17 protein-coding genes are annotated in these 16,710 nt (G+C 68.3%); 8 read left to right on the top strand and 9 right to left on the bottom strand.

All coding sequences use genetic code 11. The annotated features are described in order from the left end of the window. The first annotated feature begins 31 nt into the window (after nt 1–31). Entirely contained in the window at nt 32–454 is a 423-nt protein-coding gene (locus FBY35_RS04995) for an ATP-binding protein (protein ID WP_142212617.1), read from the top strand. A 79-nt stretch (nt 455–533) separates the two neighbouring features. Further along, nucleotides 534–686, top strand: a complete 153-nt coding sequence (locus FBY35_RS36905; protein ID WP_260848516.1) for a hypothetical protein — start codon at nt 534–536, stop codon at nt 684–686. Nucleotides 687–750: 64 nt separating this feature from the next. On the opposite strand, the gene FBY35_RS04985 is transcribed toward FBY35_RS36905, so the two are convergent. Further along, on the bottom strand, nt 751–1,902 hold the full coding sequence (locus FBY35_RS04985) for a hypothetical protein (protein ID WP_142212616.1): 1,152 nt from the start codon (nt 1,900–1,902) through the stop codon (nt 751–753). A 428-nt stretch (nt 1,903–2,330) separates the two neighbouring features. Between FBY35_RS04985 and FBY35_RS04980 the strand changes: the two genes are divergently transcribed. Next, nucleotides 2,331–2,864: a type 1 glutamine amidotransferase domain-containing protein gene (locus FBY35_RS04980; RefSeq protein WP_142212615.1), complete on the top strand. Its 534-nt coding sequence runs from the start codon at nt 2,331–2,333 to the stop codon at nt 2,862–2,864. Nucleotides 2,865–2,998: 134 nt separating this feature from the next. Beyond that, nucleotides 2,999–3,190 carry a CsbD family protein gene (locus tag FBY35_RS04975; protein ID WP_142212614.1) on the top strand — a complete coding sequence of 64 codons (192 nt, stop codon included), beginning with the start codon at nt 2,999–3,001 and terminating at the stop codon, nt 3,188–3,190. 127 nt (nt 3,191–3,317) lie between these two features. On the opposite strand, the gene FBY35_RS04970 is transcribed toward FBY35_RS04975, so the two are convergent. Continuing rightward, nucleotides 3,318–3,551 (bottom strand): hypothetical protein, encoded by a 234-nt coding sequence (locus FBY35_RS04970; protein ID WP_142212613.1) that lies wholly within the window; start codon nt 3,549–3,551, stop codon nt 3,318–3,320. 72 nt (nt 3,552–3,623) lie between these two features. Continuing rightward, the gene (locus FBY35_RS04965; protein ID WP_142212612.1) at nt 3,624–3,851 is read right to left on the bottom strand and encodes a hypothetical protein; all 228 of its coding nucleotides are present in this window, start codon (nt 3,849–3,851) and stop codon (nt 3,624–3,626) included. 390 nt (nt 3,852–4,241) lie between these two features. Between FBY35_RS04965 and FBY35_RS04960 the strand changes: the two genes are divergently transcribed. Beyond that, complete coding sequence (locus FBY35_RS04960) at nt 4,242–5,804, top strand: DNA-3-methyladenine glycosylase 2 family protein (protein WP_142212611.1); 1,563 nt, start codon at nt 4,242–4,244, stop codon at nt 5,802–5,804. Between the two features lie 43 nt (nt 5,805–5,847). Here FBY35_RS04960 and FBY35_RS04955 read toward each other — a convergent pair whose 3' ends face one another. The 3 genes from FBY35_RS04955 to FBY35_RS04945 form a co-directional block, all read right to left on the bottom strand. Next, the gene (locus FBY35_RS04955) at nt 5,848–6,681 is read right to left on the bottom strand and encodes a glutaminyl-peptide cyclotransferase (RefSeq protein ID WP_142212610.1); all 834 of its coding nucleotides are present in this window, start codon (nt 6,679–6,681) and stop codon (nt 5,848–5,850) included. Between the two features lie 19 nt (nt 6,682–6,700). Beyond that, entirely contained in the window at nt 6,701–8,197 is a 1,497-nt protein-coding gene (locus FBY35_RS04950) for a polysaccharide biosynthesis tyrosine autokinase (protein ID WP_142212609.1), read from the bottom strand. A gap of 113 nt (nt 8,198–8,310) precedes the next feature. Then, nucleotides 8,311–9,582 carry a nucleotide sugar dehydrogenase gene (locus FBY35_RS04945; protein ID WP_399208344.1) on the bottom strand — a complete coding sequence of 424 codons (1,272 nt, stop codon included), beginning with the start codon at nt 9,580–9,582 and terminating at the stop codon, nt 8,311–8,313. Nucleotides 9,583–9,835: 253 nt separating this feature from the next. Between FBY35_RS04945 and FBY35_RS04940 the strand changes: the two genes are divergently transcribed. Both FBY35_RS04940 and FBY35_RS04935 read left to right on the top strand, forming a co-directional pair. After that, entirely contained in the window at nt 9,836–10,909 is a 1,074-nt protein-coding gene (locus FBY35_RS04940; protein WP_142212607.1) for an NAD(P)-dependent oxidoreductase, read from the top strand. Further along, nucleotides 10,897–11,919, top strand: a complete 1,023-nt coding sequence (locus FBY35_RS04935; RefSeq protein ID WP_142212606.1) for an MraY family glycosyltransferase — start codon at nt 10,897–10,899, stop codon at nt 11,917–11,919. Before FBY35_RS04940 ends, FBY35_RS04935 begins: the two co-directional genes overlap by 13 nt. Before the next feature lie 65 nt (nt 11,920–11,984). Here the strand turns inward: FBY35_RS04935 and FBY35_RS04930 are convergent, their stop codons facing one another. Together FBY35_RS04930 and FBY35_RS04925 are read right to left on the bottom strand one after the other, a co-directional pair. Continuing rightward, entirely contained in the window at nt 11,985–12,962 is a 978-nt protein-coding gene (locus FBY35_RS04930) for an NAD-dependent epimerase/dehydratase family protein (RefSeq protein ID WP_142212605.1), read from the bottom strand. After that, nucleotides 12,959–14,095: a glycosyltransferase gene (locus FBY35_RS04925; protein ID WP_260848514.1), complete on the bottom strand. Its 1,137-nt coding sequence runs from the start codon at nt 14,093–14,095 to the stop codon at nt 12,959–12,961. The genes FBY35_RS04930 and FBY35_RS04925 overlap by 4 nt, the downstream gene beginning before the upstream one ends. A gap of 349 nt (nt 14,096–14,444) precedes the next feature. Between FBY35_RS04925 and FBY35_RS04920 the strand changes: the two genes are divergently transcribed. Then, nucleotides 14,445–15,329, top strand: coding sequence for a bifunctional 2-polyprenyl-6-hydroxyphenol methylase/3-demethylubiquinol 3-O-methyltransferase UbiG (locus FBY35_RS04920; protein ID WP_142212603.1), 885 nt, complete (start codon nt 14,445–14,447; stop codon nt 15,327–15,329). 82 nt (nt 15,330–15,411) lie between these two features. On the opposite strand, the gene FBY35_RS04915 is transcribed toward FBY35_RS04920, so the two are convergent. After that, nucleotides 15,412–16,602 (bottom strand): glycosyltransferase, encoded by a 1,191-nt coding sequence (locus tag FBY35_RS04915; protein ID WP_142212602.1) that lies wholly within the window; start codon nt 16,600–16,602, stop codon nt 15,412–15,414. Nucleotides 16,603–16,710: the final 108 nt, after the last annotated feature.

Below are 16,710 nucleotides of genomic sequence, written 5' to 3'. Positions count from 1 at the left end.
GGGCTCGGCCGATCTGAGGAAGCAGACCGACATGCCGCAACCTACAACCCGGGCCCGTCCGACTGGGCACCCCGGGTACAGCGAGACCCTGCCGCGAGAGCCCGAGAGCGCCGCCACCGCCCGGCGCCTGGTGCGCGTCGCCCTGTCCGTCTGGGGACTGGACGACCTGGCCGAGGACGGAGCCCTGATCATCTCCGAGCTGGTGTCCAATGCCGTCCAGCATGCGCGGAGAGAATCCATCCGGGTCGTCATCGACCGCCCGGGGACGGCATGCGTGCGTATCGGCGTCGTGGACCTCTCGAAGGTGTCTCCGGTACGCAGGGAGACGAACACCGGGGACGAGGACGGTCGCGGCTTGGCCCTCGTGGGGACGCTGGCCAGGGACTGGGGAACCGAGCAGCTGCCGTGGGGCAAGCGGGTGTGGGCCGAGCTGGGCGGGGAGGTACGAGGATGAGTACGCGCTCAGTGATCCGGCACGAGGCGTGGACCCTGGAGCCCGACCGTGAGCCGGACGCCGAGCAACGACGTACGCGATGGAGTGCGCGGTGTGCGGGGAGTGCTCGGACGCCACCGAGGAGTTCGCCGACGGGCAGCTCTGGGTGCTGAAGCACTACGGCAGGAACCCCTCGCACCACTCCTTCCGGGAGCGGATCACGCGCCCGTGGCATACCTGGCGGCACGAGTGAGTTGACCGCGACGAGGTCGTGCCGGAGGAATCCGGCACGACCTTATGCGTTGGTTCAGCGGAAGTCAGGGCGTACTCCAGCGCAGCACCGCACCCAGTCCGCCCGCCGGACCGTGCATCCCCTGAGGCACGAGCAGCACCTCTGCGTCGGCCGCCGCGGCCGCCCGCAGCAGCGCGTCGTCCGCGCGTGCCTGTACGGGCTTGGCGACGCCCATCGCCTGTGCCTGGCCGCGCTGTACGGCAACATCGTCCACGCCGGGGCCGATCCAGACGTCGCGAGCCGCGTCCGACGCGTCCTGCGCGAGCAGGAGCGTGGCCACCTGGTGGCTGCGGGCCGCGTCCACCACTGCCGGAACCCCTTCCGCGGCCTCTCCGCGCCCCGTGTCGACCGAGGCTGTGCGGTGCTCGCCCGGGCGGCCGCGGCCGATACGGAAGCGCTCCAGGGCCCTCTGGAGCCGGTCGCGCGCGTACGCCTCGCAGGCCTCGGCGATCTGCCCGTCGAGCACGCTCTTGGAGGCGCCCGGCGACCTGCTGCCGCTCTCGGCCTCCACGGCAGCGGCCCGGATCTGCTCGGGCAGCCGGTTGTGCACGGCCCTGCGCTCGCGGGTGTCTCCGGTCAGGACCAGCAGCCGGGCGTCGCTTTCGCGCCACTGCTTCGCGATCTCGCCCGCGATGATGTCGGCGGTTTCGTTCCAGCTGTTCTCGACCTTGTTCCGGTAGTGCCACTCGTAACGGTCGGCGGGAATGCTGCGATGCCCTCGGCCCCGCCACTCCTTGCCGTTGGCCTGGCCCAGGGTCTCGCGGCGGAGTGCGTCGCGCAGTTCCAGATCGGCGCCGGTCCGGTCGATGTACGCGACCAGGCAAGGGGGTTCGTCGCCACGCAGGCCTGCGAGCGGCGCGACGTGGGGCAGGATCGACCAGCTCGCCTCGGTGTCGGGGGGAGAGACAGCGAGCCGTAGGTCGAGCACGACCTCGGCGCCGGCGGCGAAGATCGCCCGGCCGGGGGGCGCCCAGGACACCGGCTCGTGAGAGAGCCTGTCGATCACCGCCCTGACGGTGTAGGCGTCGGCGCCCGCGTCGATGAGCTGCGCGGCGACATAGCGCTCACGGAGTTTCTGGACCTTCGCGGCCTCCTCGGTCGCGCGCGAGGTGTCGATGTAGACGGAGGCCCAAGGGCCTGGACGGTCGAAGAGCGGCTTGAGGAAAGCGAGTTCCATGATCTCCCCCAGGCTTGGGAGGGTAATTGTTACCAGGTTACGACGATGTGCCCAAAGTGCCCTGCGGAATCGAGCAAGTTGAGGCGCATCCGGGCAGCAACCCGCCCGGGCCGGGCCGGCGAAACGGTGCCGTCCCCGGCGATCGGGCGGTGGTTGCAGTGCGTAATGGTTCGGATTGCGAGCGTGTCGGCGCGCTGCTTCGCTGAGGGCGTGAGCGGCTGACGGCCTGTCCTTGGGGCAGGTCGTCAGCTGCCGCTTTGTACGCCTTCGACTCGGCCGCCCGGTCGGCATGTGTCCGTGCGGACCATGGCTCGCCGCCGAGTTGCGGGTGACCGGCCCGGGGCTTGGCCGGGGATACTCCGCCGGGCTGTGGGAACCCGGCGTCCGAGTCCCCTATGGGCGACGACGCGCGAAAGGACGTGAGCCCCATGAGAGTGGCGTTTCTCATGGCCCCCCAGGGGGTCGAACAGATCGAGCTGACCGAGGCGTGGCAGGCCGTCCTCGAAGCCGGTGGAGAGCCGGAGCTGCTGTCGACGAAGCCCGGGCGGGTGCAGGCCTTCCGTCACCTCGGCAGGGCCGACACCTTTGCCGTCGACCGGACGGTCGCCGAAAGCAGTGCAGAGGACTACGACGGCCTGGTGCTTCCCGGAGGCGTCGCCAATCCTGACGCACTGCGGATGGACGAGGCGGCTGTCGCGTTCGTCAAACGCTGCTTCGGCCTCGCCAAGCCCGTGGCCGCGATATGCCACGCCCCCTGGACGCTGGTGGAGGCGGATGTGGTCCGCCGTCGGACGCTGACCTCGTGGCCCAGCCTGCGGACCGATATCCGCAACGCGGGCGGGATCTGGGTCGACGAGGAGGTCGCGGTCTGCCGCGCCGCCCCGGCAACGCTGATCACGAGCCGCAAACCGGCCGATCTGAAGGCGTTCTGCGCGGCGTTTGTGCCGGAGTTCGGCGGCTGAGCCGTGGAGCAGGTGGCGGAGCGAGCAAGATCCACCAAATTGTCACGCTAAGTGTTCAGTTGCGTACTTTGAGCGATGGGCGCAATGTGGTTACGGCATTCCACGCCACACCCGAAAACCCGAAAGGACATGACATGGGTAAGGCAAAGGCCAAGGCCAAGCAGGTCAAGGGTCGGATGAAGGAAACCACCGGCAAGGCCATGGGCGACCGCGGCATGCAGGCGGAGGGGCGTGGCGAGCAGATCGCCGGCAGGACCCAGGAGGCCGTGCAGAAGGCCGCCGACCAGACGAACAGGCCGTCCACGAACAGGCCGTCCGGACGGTAAGTCCGCGGCCAGGTGGACGGGCTGCCCCGGGGCTACGGTCCCGGGGCAGCCCGCTGTAGGGCCACGCCATGCCTGACCAGGGCATATGGCAGCGCGGGAGGAGGCCTCCCGATCCGGGGCCCCGCGCTCAGGAAACCCGCCTGTCCTCGCGCAGCGCCGGTTGGAGCCTGGTCACCAGATGGAAGAACTCGGCCTCGTTGCCCGCCATGCCGAGAGCGTCCAGCGCCTCGTCCGCCTCGGCGATCGGGGCGGTGAGCAGCGGGAGGGTGAGCAGCGGCTGTTCCGTCTCGGAGAGGACGGCCCGGATGGTCTGCAGCAGTCGTACGTACGCCTGTGCCGCGGCGAGCTCGGATTCGGTCATGTCGGTGCCCCCTTGGAAAGGTGTCGGACCGTCAAGCATCTCGCGAGGCACTGACAATGCCCTCGGGGCAGTTCACGGCATGAGTTCCAGGGGGTCGTACTCGTGGGGCCGGTCGCCCACCCACTCGATCCAGGTCGGGTCGTCGAGCAGACTGTCCGCGTCGGGGAGCCCGGCCCGGCGGAGGAACTCCAGCAGTTGGTCGTCGGAGTGGGCGAGCCCCATGATCTGATCCCGCACCGTGACCCGGCGGCCGCCCGACGGGGAGATCCTGTGTACAACGATCGGTGGGTGTACGGCCATGTCTCCAGCGTCCGTCCATCATGGCCCGGCGGCATCCGGACACCATGCATCCTCGCGCACCCCGGGGGCGCGCCATGCGTCCGCCTGTCGACGACTGCCGGGCGTGGCCGTCGCACTGCACGCCCGCGGGTCTCGCGCAGCCCGCATGGCGGCCCCTCAACGCACTCAACTGCCAGGCCCAGCACCGCCGTTGGGGCACAGGACCCGGCAGGGTGAGATTCCCAGGACATCGCCGGTGTCCGCCGTTCGGTGATGAACCGCGCCGGGCGACGGACCGGTTCGCGCTCTCAGGGCAGCTTCCCGGCGGCAACGAGCGCAGCACTTCTCCGCGTCGAACGTCATGTCCGATTTCCGCCAGCCCCGGCCCCGCACGGTGCCCATACTGGCCGTATGACCAAGGAGGACAGCAGGTACGAGGCGGTGAGCAGCAGGGACGCCCGGTTCGACGGGGTGTTCTTCTTCGCCGTGTCCACCACCGGGATCTACTGCCGCCCCAGCTGTCCCGCGATCACGCCCAAGCGCCAGAACGTGACCTTCTACCGGACGGCCGCAGCCGCCCAGGGTGCCGGATTCCGGGCCTGCCGCCGCTGTCGCCCCGACGCCGTGCCGGGCTCCGCCGAATGGAACGCCCGCGCCGATGTCGTCGGCCGGGCCGTGCGGCTGATCGGCGACGGGATCGTGGACCGGGAGGGCGTCGCGGGCCTGGCCGACCGGCTGGGCTACAGCGCCCGCCAGGTACAGCGCCAGCTGAACGCCGAGCTCGGCGCGGGCCCCATCGCCCTTGCCCGGGCCCAGCGCGGCCACACCGCACGCGTACTGCTCCAGACGACCAACCTGCAGGCGGCGGAGATCGCCTTCGCCTCGGGATTCGCGAGCGTGCGGCAGTTCAACGACACCATCCGCGAGATCTACGCGGCCACCCCCAGCGAACTGCGCTCGACCCGGCCCGGCCGCGGCTCGCGCTTCGGCCCCGTCGCCCCGGCCAACGGCGCCGCCGGAGTGCCACTGCGGCTTGCCTACCGCGGTCCGTACGCCTCGGCGGAGGTCTTCGACTACCTCGCCGCGCGGGCCGTCACCGGTGTCGAGGAGGTCGTCGGCGAGCGCGGCTCCCGAAGCTACCGGCGTACTCTGCGGCTGCCCGGCGGATCCGGAATCGCCGAGGTCGGTGAACAGCCGGGCGCGGGCGGCTGGTTGGAGTGCCGGCTGCACCTCACGGAACTGCGGGATCTGACGACCGCCACCCAGCGGATGCGCTGCCTCTTCGACCTGGACGCCGACCCCTGCTCGGTCGCCGAACGCCTCGGCACAGACCCGGCTCTGGCTCCCCTGGTCGCGGCGCGCCCCGGCCTGCGCGCGCCGGGCACGGCCGATCCGCACGAGCTCGCGGTACGGGCCGTGCTGGGCCGGCGGGAGCTCTGCGACGAGATCGTCGCGGCGTACGGACAGAGGCTGCCCGAGCCGAGCGGCGGGCTGACACATCTCTTCCCCCGCGCCGAGGACTTGGCGGCTGCGGAGCCCAGGGGGTGTCTTTTGGATCAGGCCGGATCAGTGAGCGGGGTCTGGCGTGGTGCATCGCAAGGCGGAGGAAGGAGCCCACGCGGAGCGTCGGCGACTGACGACAACGCAGCGAGGTGCCGTGCCAGGGCACGCGAGCCCGGCAAGATCCGAAAGACACCCCCTAGCGAGCTGCGCAACCTGGCGACCGCCCTCGCCGACGGCTCGCTGATCCTCGACCCGGGTGCCGACAGGGACGAGGCAGAACGGCAGCTGCTCACCCTGCCGGGCATCGGCGCGGGGACGGCGGCCTATATCCGCATGCGGGCGCTGGGGGACCCGGATGTGCTGCTGCCGGACGACGCGGCGGTGCAGGCGCAGACGGGGGATGTTCGGAGCTGGCGGCCGTGGCGCTCGTACGCGATGCACCACCTGTGGGCCGGGGCGGCCGGAAACTGACCCACTGCCCGCTCGGGGACCGAGCAACGGCCGGCGGCGTGCGTCAACGGGGAACGAAGGCGACCCGGAACATCTTGGGCCACCACTTGCCGGTGAGCAGGAACTGGCCGGTGCCGGGAACGGCCGCGATGCCGTTCAGGACATCTGCTCGGTCAGCCTCCTCAGTCGTGAGCAGCCCCGCGGCGTCAATTTCCCCGGTGACCAGTCCGGTGTTCCCATCGATGCGCATGATCCGGTCCGACGGCCAGACGTTGGCGTACACGAGCTCACCGACGCATTCGAGCTCGTTCAGGCTCCCCACGGGGCGCCCACGGGCGGTGACCACAACCTCTCCTGTTTTCGCGAGTGTCCGGGGGTCCCGGAAGGTGAGCCGAGAGGAGCCGTTGCTCGTCACCAGCCGGTCGGGATGCCGCTGGTGGCACAGGCCCCAGCCTTCGTCCCCGTACGAGACCCTGCGCAGCTCGGCCAGCGTCCTCGCGTCCCGTTCCACCGCCAGGCCGTTCCGCCAGGTGAGTTGCCACAGCGTGGGGCCCATGACGGTGATCCCCTCGCCGAACAGCGGCCGGGGCAACGTGGCGCGGACTGCCGGAAACCCGTCGAGGGGACCCGCCCGGACCGAGGACTGTCCGACCACGCCCGTGCTCTCGTACAGCGTGCCGCCTTCGGTCATCTCCAGGCCCTGGGTGAAGGCCTTCGGGTCGTGGGGCAGCGTCTCGACGACCTCGGCCCGCAACTGCTCGGTCCCTGTGGTGGCCCGCCCAGCTGTGCCCCGGCCGACCACCCCGGCTCCGTTTCCCGTCGCACACGAGGCGACGAGCAGTCCACTGACCAGGGCCGCGACCACGTCCACGACGGGGCCCTTCGATGCACGACGCATGAGGCACGCCCGACCGGTTCTACGAACGTGTCTTGGACGGCACCCGCGCTCCGGGCTGTTTGTCGGCCGGCCCTCGGCCGGGGACCACCGCCGCCAACCGCGACGACACCAGCGCGGAGAGCCGGGCTGTCGTGTCCTGCTTGGGCCGGTAGCTGTAGGCGTAGGCGTGTGCGTCGCCCTCCCCGCGGACCGGAGCGGCGTTCAATACGGCTCCCAGCACAGGGACATTGACCCGTTCGAGCATGCGCAGGGCGTCGGTGACCTGACTCCGGTTCGTCCGCCCGGCGCGCGCCACGAGCAGGTAGCCGTCGATGGCGGGTGCCATCGCTGTGGTGTCGGCGAAGGGAAGTACCGGAGCCGTGTCCACCACGACATGGTCGAACTGCCCGGCAAGAGTGCGCAGCAGGGAGGCGAAGTAGGTGCTTCCGAGAAGCTGCGTCGGGTTGGGAGGGATCCTCCCGCTGGCGAGCACCGAGAAGGTGCCGGCCGACTGGAGTACTTCATGCAGTTCGGCCTGGCCCACCAGAACTGTGGTGAGCCCGGCGTCCCTGACCAGGCCGAGGGCCGGAGCGACCGATGGACGGCGCAGGTCGCAGTCGATCAGACATACCTTTGCCCCTTCTTCGGCCAGCGTGGCAGCCAGGTTGACCGACACGCTGCTCTTCCCCTCACGGGGCAGCGGGCTCGTGACAGCGATCACCTTCGGCCGCTTGTCCACCTCCGCGAACTGAAGGTTGACCCGAAGCTTCCGGAAGCCCTCGGCGCGAGGACTGTGCGCGTCGTCGCGCAGGGAGATCGGTTGCCGCGTGGCTCGCGGGTCCTGCACGATGCTGGACAGCACGGCGGGCCCCCCAGCGCCTGCCAGGCACTCGGCGAGGGCCTTGGAGTCACGCATCGACGTGTCCACTGTCTCCAGTGCGACACCCAGCCCCAGCCCGAGCAGCAGGCCCACCGCCAGGCCCAGGGCAACATTGACCGCGGTGTTCGGGGACGACGGCGCCGTCGGCACGGTGGCGGGGTGCGTCACGGTGAGCCGTACCGGGGAGGGCGCGAGCTTGCCCTTCTTCGACTCGGGGCGCTCCAGCTTCCTGATCACGTCGGCAAAGCGGTGAGCGACCGCGTTGCTGATCTGGGCCGCTCGTGCCGCGTGGGTGTCGGTTACGGTCAGGCGGACCAGAACCGTGTTGAGCGGGGCCTCGGCCTCGATCCGGTCGGCGAGCTGGGCCGGGGTCATCTCGAGCCGGAGGGCTTTCACGACCGGTCCTGTCACCTCGGGGCTCTGCGCCACACCGGCATAGGACTGCACTCTGGCCTGGGCGAACGAGTTGCCCTGGTTGAGCTGGGAGGTGTCGGTGTCGGCCTGGAGGGATACGAAGAGCGTGGTCGTGGCCCGGTACTCCGGTGTGACGAGGACACTCGCCAGGACGCCCGCCACCGTCCCCAGCACGGTCACGACGGCGATGACATGCCATCGACGGGAAAGGACTCGTAGGTAGTCGCGCAGATCCAAGGTCATTCCCCAGTCGGAGCAAGTGAGTGAGCAGTCAGCCTAGGAGCAGGCTCAGGGATTTGGGGCGCATGGCATGTGCACTCGACTTTTCGTACCCCAATGGAGTGCACCGGCGGCCTTCAGAGACGCTCAACTGTTTCCACACGGCACCGATTACAAGCGTCGAATACGTAGTCGGCGACACGCTCGACCATGGCGTAGTCGAAGGAGTCGTGGTCGGTGGCAATGACCACGGCATCGGCAGCCGCCACTTGTTCCTCCGTGAGTTCGACGCACAGAATGTCCTCGGGGAGCTGACGAGGGTCTACATACGGTTCCACCGCGAGGACGTGAGCGCCCATGTTCCTCAGTCCGAGAGCCACCGCGACGGAAGGGGACTCCCGGATGTCGCCGGTGTTCCTCTTGTAGGCGAGGCCGAGGACCAGAATCTGGCTTCCGTTGACCGGCTTGCGTCGGGCGTTGAGCCCTCTGGAAACGCGCAACACCACATGGTCGGGCATATGGCTGTTGATGTCGTTGGCCAGTGCCACGAAGCGGAAGTCGTGCCGCAGCGTCTGCTTGACCTGCCACGAGAGGTAGGAGGGGTCGATGGGCAGGCAATGTCCGCCGACCCCGGGACCGGGCAGAAAGCGCATGTAGCCGAAAGGCTTCGTCGACGCCGCGTCGATCACTTCCCAGATGTCGATGCCGAGCGGTTTGCAGAACATCGCGAGCTCGTTGACGAGGGCGATGTTGACATGGCGGAAGGTGTTCTCCAGGAGCTTGGTCAGCTCGGCCGTGCGCGGTGAGCTGACCGGGACAGTACGGTCCACGATGCCGGCGTAGAAGTGCTCGACATGCCGCAGGGAGCCCTCGTCCATACCGGATACCACCTTGGGGGTGTTCTCCAGCCGCCAGGTTGGGTTTCCCGGGTCGATTCTTTCCGGGCTGTATCCGAGGAAGAAGTCTTTGCCCGCCTGAAGTCCGCTGCCCGCCTCAAGAATCGGGCACACCACATGTTCGGTCGTGCAGGGATACGTGGTCGACTCCAGGATCACCGTGGCGTTCGGCCGCAGGTACTGGGAGACTTCCTGTGCGGCGCTCTCCACGAAACTCAGGTCGGGTGCACCGTCCTTCAGGGGCGTGGGCACCGTGATGACACAGACGTCGAAGTCTGCCGCGTCGGCGTAGTCGGTACTCAGGGCATAGCGGCCCGAGTTGAGGGCAGCCAGCAGGCGGGGCGACGTCACGTCCTCGGCGAACGACTCGCCCCCGGCCAGGCGCTTGACGCGCATCTCGTCCACATCGAGACCAACGACGTTGCGCCCGGCTTCCACTGCACGAACGGCGAGTGGAAGACCCACATACCCCTGGCCGACCACCACCACCTTCTCTGTTGCCGTCGACACGATCGGACTCCTCTCTGCCGGCCATGCAGAATGTTTCGATGGGATATGCCCGGTGCCCGCTCGACGCGGCTTTTTGTCCGTCTCCCGAGTGAACACTCGCCAGGCGAATGGGCGCATGCGGGAAGCCACGGAGCGCGAACGGGCTAATTGCGGGATTCAATTCATTCTTTTTGCGTCACCCCTGGCTATGGTTGCCGTGCTTTGCCCGGCACTTGCCCCCGGCACCGCCCGCCCGCAGACATGGAGTGACGGCGTGATGGAACGTCCGAAATACCTGGTCACCGGAGGAGCCGGCTTCATCGGCTCCCATCTCGTCGATGCACTTCTGGCGCACGGTGAGCCGGTCGTCGCACTCGACGACCTCAGTACGGGAAGCCCGGCGAACCTTGCACGAGCGCGCGAGCAGGGTCACTTCCAGTTCGTCCACGGCTCCGTACTGGACACCTCGCTCGTCGACAAGTTGGTCAGTGAATGTGATGTCGTGGTGCATCTGGCGGCGGCTGTCGGTGTGAAACTCATCGTGGAACAGCCACTGAATTCCTTCACCATCAACACCAAGGGCACTGAGACGGTCCTCAGTTCCGCTCACCGGCATGACCGAAGAGTCATCGTTGCCAGCACGTCGGAGATCTACGGCAAGAACTCGTCCGGGCCGCTGAGCGAGACGTCCGACCGCGTCCTGGGCAGCACTTCCGTCCCGCGATGGTCCTACAGCACCGCCAAAGCGGTCGATGAGATCCTTGCCGAGCTCTACCGCAGGGAATACGGACTGCGGTCCACCATCGTGCGGTTCTTCAACACCGTCGGCCCTCGGCAGAGTCCCGCCTACGGCATGGTCATCCCGAGGTTCGCCCGTCAGGCAGTGCGGGGAGAACCGATCACCGTCTACGGCACCGGACAGCAGAGCCGCTGCTTCCTCCATGTCGCAGATGTGGTCCAAGCGCTCTTGTCGCTGATCGACCGTCCGGATGCGGTGGGTGAGACCTTCAACATCGGGAGCGACGAGGAGATCAGCGTTCTGGAGCTGGCACGGCGAATCATCGCCTGCGCCAAGAGCAGTTCGCCGGTGCACCGGCTCTCGTACAGCGAGGTCTACGGACCGGAGTTCGAGGACATGGAACGCCGGGTCCCCGACACCACGAAACTCAGGAACTTCACCGGCTGGAAGCCGCAACGGAACCTCGAGGACGTCCTGGACGACGCCGTCGAAGACGCCCGGAGCGACGTGAGGAGGCAGGCACTCGGGACTGCCGCCGACAGCTCGGCGAAGGGAGGACCACCAGGCGACCCCAAGAGCCGGACGGCGCTGGTGGGTCCATGTCCGGTCTGAGTCCGTGGCTGGTGTCGGCGGGGGCAGGTGTGGGGGCACTCCTGATCGCCGCCCTGCTGACGGAGCCCATGCGACGCCTGGCCCTGCGGCGCGGCTACACCGACCAGCCGAGCGCACGCAAAGCCCATGTCCATCCCACTCCCTATCTCGGCGGCATCGCCGTGGCGATCGCCACCGTCGGCTCGGCGAGTGCTGCGGCACTCGCCGTGAAGGGCACGGACTCCAGGGTCGTCGTCCTGCTGGCAAGCGCCTCGCTCATCGCCCTGCTGGGACTCCGCGACGACCTGCGTCCGCTCAGCATTCGACTGCGTCTGTGTGTCGAGGCGGTGGCAGCCCTTGCGGTGGTGCTGTGGTGCGGCCATCCCGTTCTCTTCGGTTCATGGTTCGACGTGGTGATCGCGATCGGGTGGATCCTCTTCACCACCAACGCGTTCAACCTGCTGGACAACATGGACGGGGTGGTGTCCACCGTGACCGCTGTCACCGCGGGATTCCTGTGCTGTGCCGCCCTCTCCGTCGGGCTGGCCGGCATCGCCCCGGTCATGGCTGCCCTCGCCGGAGCCAGCGCGGGCTTCCTCTTCCACAATTGGCATCCCGCGCGGATCTTTCTCGGTGACGCGGGCTCGCTCTTCGTGGGCTTTCTGGTGTCCTCCGCCACGGTGACCCTGCACAGGGACACAGCGGCCCTCTCCGGGTACACCAGCCTCTTGCTCATCACGCTGGTCGTCACCGCGGACACCGGCCTGGTCATGGTCGCCCGCCGCAGGGAAGGCAGACCGCTGCTGCAGGGCGGTAGGGATCACATCGCCCACCGGCTGCGCAGCCTCGGACTGACCGTCCGTCAGGTGACTGTTGTCATCGGCGGTTTCGCGGCCATGTCGTGCCTGACATCGGTTCTCGTCATGTTCAGAGTGTTCCCGCAGAGTGCCGTGCTGGCCGCCGTAGTGGTGGTGACCGCGGTGACTGCCCTGGCGTGGGGTCTGCTGCTGAGAGTCCCCGTGTACACGTAGAGCGCGCTGACAGAGTTGAGGGGAGCCCCCGCGGCGCGCCGCGGGGGCTCCCCTCAACTCTGTGCTCAGCCCACTTCCACCGTGAGGCGCTCGGCAGGTACCGGAGCCTGGTACTCGGGCAGGGTACGGAACCAGCGCACGGTCTCGGCCAGCCCCTGCTCCAGCGGCACTTGAGCCACATCCGGGAAGAGTTCGCGCAGGAGATCGCCCGAGGCCTGGGAGTGGCGGACGTCTCCAGGCCTCGCCGCCTCGTGCCGGATGTCGGCCGGTGACCCGATGATGTCCGCGAGCTGCCGGGTCAGGTCGACGACGGGCACCCGGGTACCGAAGGCCAGGTTGACCGGACCGGGGCAGGTGACCTTGCGCAGCACGGCGTCGGCCAGCACCCTGACGACGGTTCCGATGTAGGTGAAGTCCCGCGTCTGCAGCCCGTCGCCGAAGATCCGCACGGGCGTGCCGCGCAGAAGGGCGTCGATGAAGGCCGGTACGACGGCGGCATAGGCGTGACCCGCCGACTGCAACGGCCCGTACACATTGAAGAACCGGAACGCCAGGACCGGCAGGCCGAATGAGGCACCGTAGGCGAGGACGTACGACTCGGTGGCGAGCTTGCTCGCGGCGTAGGGGCTCATGGGCCGGGTCGGCAGTTCCTCGTGCTTGGGAAGCACGGGGACGGCTCCGTAGACCGAGGAGGACGAGGCGGCGACCACGGGGACGCGATGCTGCCGGCATGCCTCGAGGACGTACACCGTCCCGTTCGCGTTGACGTTGTGACTGGCGAGGGGGTCCGCCAGAGACCGGGGTACGGACGGGCGGGCCGCGAGGTGGACGACAGCGTCCACTCCCGACACGATGTCGTCGAGGAGATCGGGGTCGAGAATGCTGCCCACGATCAGCTCCGCGTCGACGCCCGCCAGGTTGGCTGCGAAACCTGTGCTCAGGTCATCCAGAGCGATGACCTTGTTCACGTTCGGACGTGACGCGAGCTCTCGGCAGAGGTTGGCACCGATGAATCCGGCACCTCCGGTGACTAGGACGTTCACAGTGCTGACCTTTCGAACGGGGATGCGGTCCACCAGTGGCGGGCGACCGCGATGGAGGTGTAGAGAGCCTGCGTGTCGGCCACCAGACGTTCCTCGCCGAAGCGCTCGGCTGCGAACGTTCGGGCTCGTGCGCCCATGTCCTGGCGCAGTTGTCCGTCGCGCAGAAGCGTCACCGTGTGGCGGGCGAGTTCGGCGGACGACGGCCGTGCCAGGAGCCCCGTCGTACCGTCCTGTACGACCTCCGCGACGCTGCCGACGTTCGTGGCCACCGCAGGCAGCCCCGCCAGGCCGGCCTCGATCAGACTGACGGGCATGCCTTCGTTGTCCGAGGTGAGCAATACCAGGTCGGCGGCGGCGTAGACGGTCTCCACATCCGCGCGCCAGCCCAGCCGGTGGAGCGAGTCACCGAGATCGGCAACCGCCTCCGGATCAGGTTCGAAGTCGCCTTCTCCGCACATCACGAAGTGCGTTGCGGGAACGGCGCGGCGTACTTCGCGGGCCACATCGAGGAAGCGATCGGGCCGCTTGATTCCGGTGATTCGTCCCACGTAGGCGACCACGGGGCAGTCCTGGGGGAGACCGAGCAGTCGCCGGGCTTCCGAAGGCTCTGGTGCGCTCGCGAGCCTGGTTCCGGGCGGAACGACCGTGTACTGCTTCGCCTTTCCGATGCCGGCGGCGAGCAGGTCGTCCCGTACCCGGCTGCCGACGGCGACCAGGCGATCGGTGAAGGCTGCCAGCGAGCGCTCGGCCCGCACCATGGCGCGGGTCTTCGCCGGGGAGAAATAACCGTGCAGGAGATGGCCGTGAAAGGTGTGCACCCGTGAGGGGACACGCGCCATGACGGCAGCCGCCCGACCGAGGGCGCCCGCTTTCGCTGTGTGCGTGTGGACGATATGGGGCCGGAACCGGCGCATGGCTCTGGCGAGTTCGACGACGCAGCGCACGTCGTCGGTGGGCCGCACGGCCCGTCCCAGCCATTGGAGCCGATGGACCGGCAGGTCGGCCGCTCGCTGATCCAGATAGTCCGCCTCACCGGAAGCCACCTGACCGGTGATCAGAAGGTGATCGAATCGGTCGGGATCCAGCCCTCGCATGAGGGTCGAGACCTGAACTGCCGGACCACCGATATTCATTCGCGTGATGACTCTCATCACGCGCAGACGTTGAATGCCGGAACCCGTGCTTCGGTGCGTGGTGGTCGACATGTGCCCGATATTAAGCCGAGTGCACTCCAGTATCCGGCAAGGGCGCGAATTGTGTTTCTGTCGCTTTGCGCAACCCCTCTCGGAAATATTTCGACGGCCAGGGAGTTCGCCGAAGCCAGCTATTCGGTCGATTCTCGTATCCGCCACCGCAGCGTCGACACCCGTCTCGGCCGGCTTCTGATATACCGCGTCAGTACGCGTGTTTCTCGTCGGGTCGAGCACGAGGGGTGGCGCCGGCGCCTGCGGTACATGCCCCCAGAAGGAAGGAGACCTTGAGGTGACCGACTGCACCAGCGAGGTGGAGCAGGGTAAGCGCTTCGCCTTCGGCCAGAATTGGCAGAAGTTCAGCCGGCTGGTCGACGACGACCGTATTGCCACCGCCCGGGAGTCGCTCGTGACGGCCTTGGGTACCGACGATCTTTCAGGGCGCACGTTCTTGGACATCGGCTGCGGCAGCGGGCTTTTCTCGCTGGCCGCGCTTCAACTCGGTGCGAAGGTGCACTCCTTCGACTACGACCCCGACGCCGTGGCGACCACCCAGCAGCTGCGCGAACGGTATGCGCCCGGCAACGACTGGCGGATCGAGCAGGGTTCGGTGCTCGATTCCTCTCTGGTCTCCCGCCTCGGACAGTTCGACATCGTCTACTCCTGGGGAGTGCTGCATCACACGGGCGCCCTGTGGGAGGCGCTGGACACCGCCTGCCGACTGGTTTCCCCCGGCGGGTTGCTCTACGTGTCGATCTACAACGATCAGGGTCTGCGAAGCCGGGCGTGGAGGGGCGTCAAGCGCACGTACAACTCCTCCGGCCCGCTGACGCGGCGCTTGCTGGTCGCAGGGAGCGGGCTGTACCTGCGTACTGCCCCACAAGCGGTCGATCTGCTGAAGTCGGTCGCGGGGCGACGTCCCGCCGGCGGTCAGCCCCGCCGCCAACGCGGGATGTCCGCCCGGTACGACCTCATCGACTGGGTCGGAGGCTACCCGTTCGAAGTCGCGGCTCCGGAAGAGGTGTTCCGTGTGGGGCGCCGCCATGGGATGGAGCTTCGTCATCTGAAGACCTGCAGAGGGGGCCTGGGCTGCAACGAGTATGTTTTCGCCTCGATCGCCGATCACGACGACGCGCAGACGCCGTCCGCCGCTCGCAGTGTGACAGCTGCCGCCTGACCGTCCTCACGAACCGGGCCGCCGCCCGCGCTGGGTTCCCAACCGCCCAGCGCGGGCGGCGCCGCCGTTCCCGGCGGAGGGGTCATCCGCGCTCCAGCAGCCTTCGGTAGAGGCTGACGTGCCGTTCCACCATGGTGTCCGCACTCAGGTGCTCAAGGGCCCACTCCCGGGCGGCCTTCCCCAGTCGCGCGGAGGCAGCGTGGTCCGTGAGCATCCAGTGCAGGCCCTCCGCCAGAGCTTCGGCGTCAGCCGGTGGTACCAGCACCCCACGGTCGCACAGCAGTTCAGGAGTTCCGCCGACTGCGGTGGCCACCACCGGCCGGCCGGCCGCCATGGCCTCCATGACCGCGTTGCTCAAGCCCTCCTGGAGGGAGGGCAGCACGACGACGTCCGCGCGGGCGAGGAATGCGGCCACATCAGTGCGATGGCCCAGAAAGCGTGCATCGATGCCCAGTCGCTCTGCCTGTTGTTCCAGATCAGGTCGCTGCGGACCCTCCCCGATCAACACGAGGGTGCAGGGCTGCTTACGCTGCCCCAAGCGGGAGACGGCGTCCAGCAGGTACTGGTGGCCCTTGTACGTACGCAGGTTGGCAACGCACAGCACCACAGGCAGATCCGTGGTCAGGTGAGCCGGTGAGACCGCCCGGAAATCCCGCTCCTCCATGCCGTTGTGAATGACGGCGATCTTGTCTCGCGGCAGGCCTTCCTGGCGCATGGCGTCCTCGGCGACGGCATGAGCATTCGCCACGACGAGGTGGGTCATACCGGTTGCCACCCGCTCCACGGCCAGCTGCACGCGGCGCCCTTCCTTGAACGTGCCGAGACTGCGCCGCCCGGCCACGCACACGGGAACACGCGCCAGGCGGGCCGCGGGAGCTGCCGCGATGTAGCAGTGGAACAAATAGGCGTGCAGGACCTGCGGTCGTGCGCGTCGCAGGTGTGCCACGAGCCGGACGAACGCCCGCAGGCCGGCAGCGGTGTCGTTGAGGGCGCGCCGGAGATCCACCCATGGCCGGGTGATTCCCCGATAGCCCAGGCTGATGATCGTCACTCCGGAACCGGCCAGTTCTTCCTCGCGCGGCCCCCGGTTGGACAGGAGAAACAATGTGGTCTCAATGCCGCGGGCGACCAGGCCCCGGGCCAGTATCACGATCTGCTTCTCAGCACCGCCAAGCCCCAATTGACCGATCATCAGACACACTCGGGACAGCTCTGGATCGGTCGAGCCGGTCCCGGCGGTCTCCACGGCCTTCGTGTCGCGGCATCCAGTCACTGATCACAGCTCCGTCCAGCCAGCAGTTCCGCACGCACTGGGTGCTTCCTTCCTGATCCAGGCTCTCAGTCGCATTTGTTCTCGGTTCCATCGCGACGCGCCGTCGTC

Source organism: Streptomyces sp. SLBN-118 (assembly GCF_006715635.1).
Lineage (GTDB): Bacteria > Actinomycetota > Actinomycetes > Streptomycetales > Streptomycetaceae > Streptomyces.
Note: the sequence above shows the minus strand (reverse complement) of the source record. Positions and strands in the feature narration are given on the sequence as shown.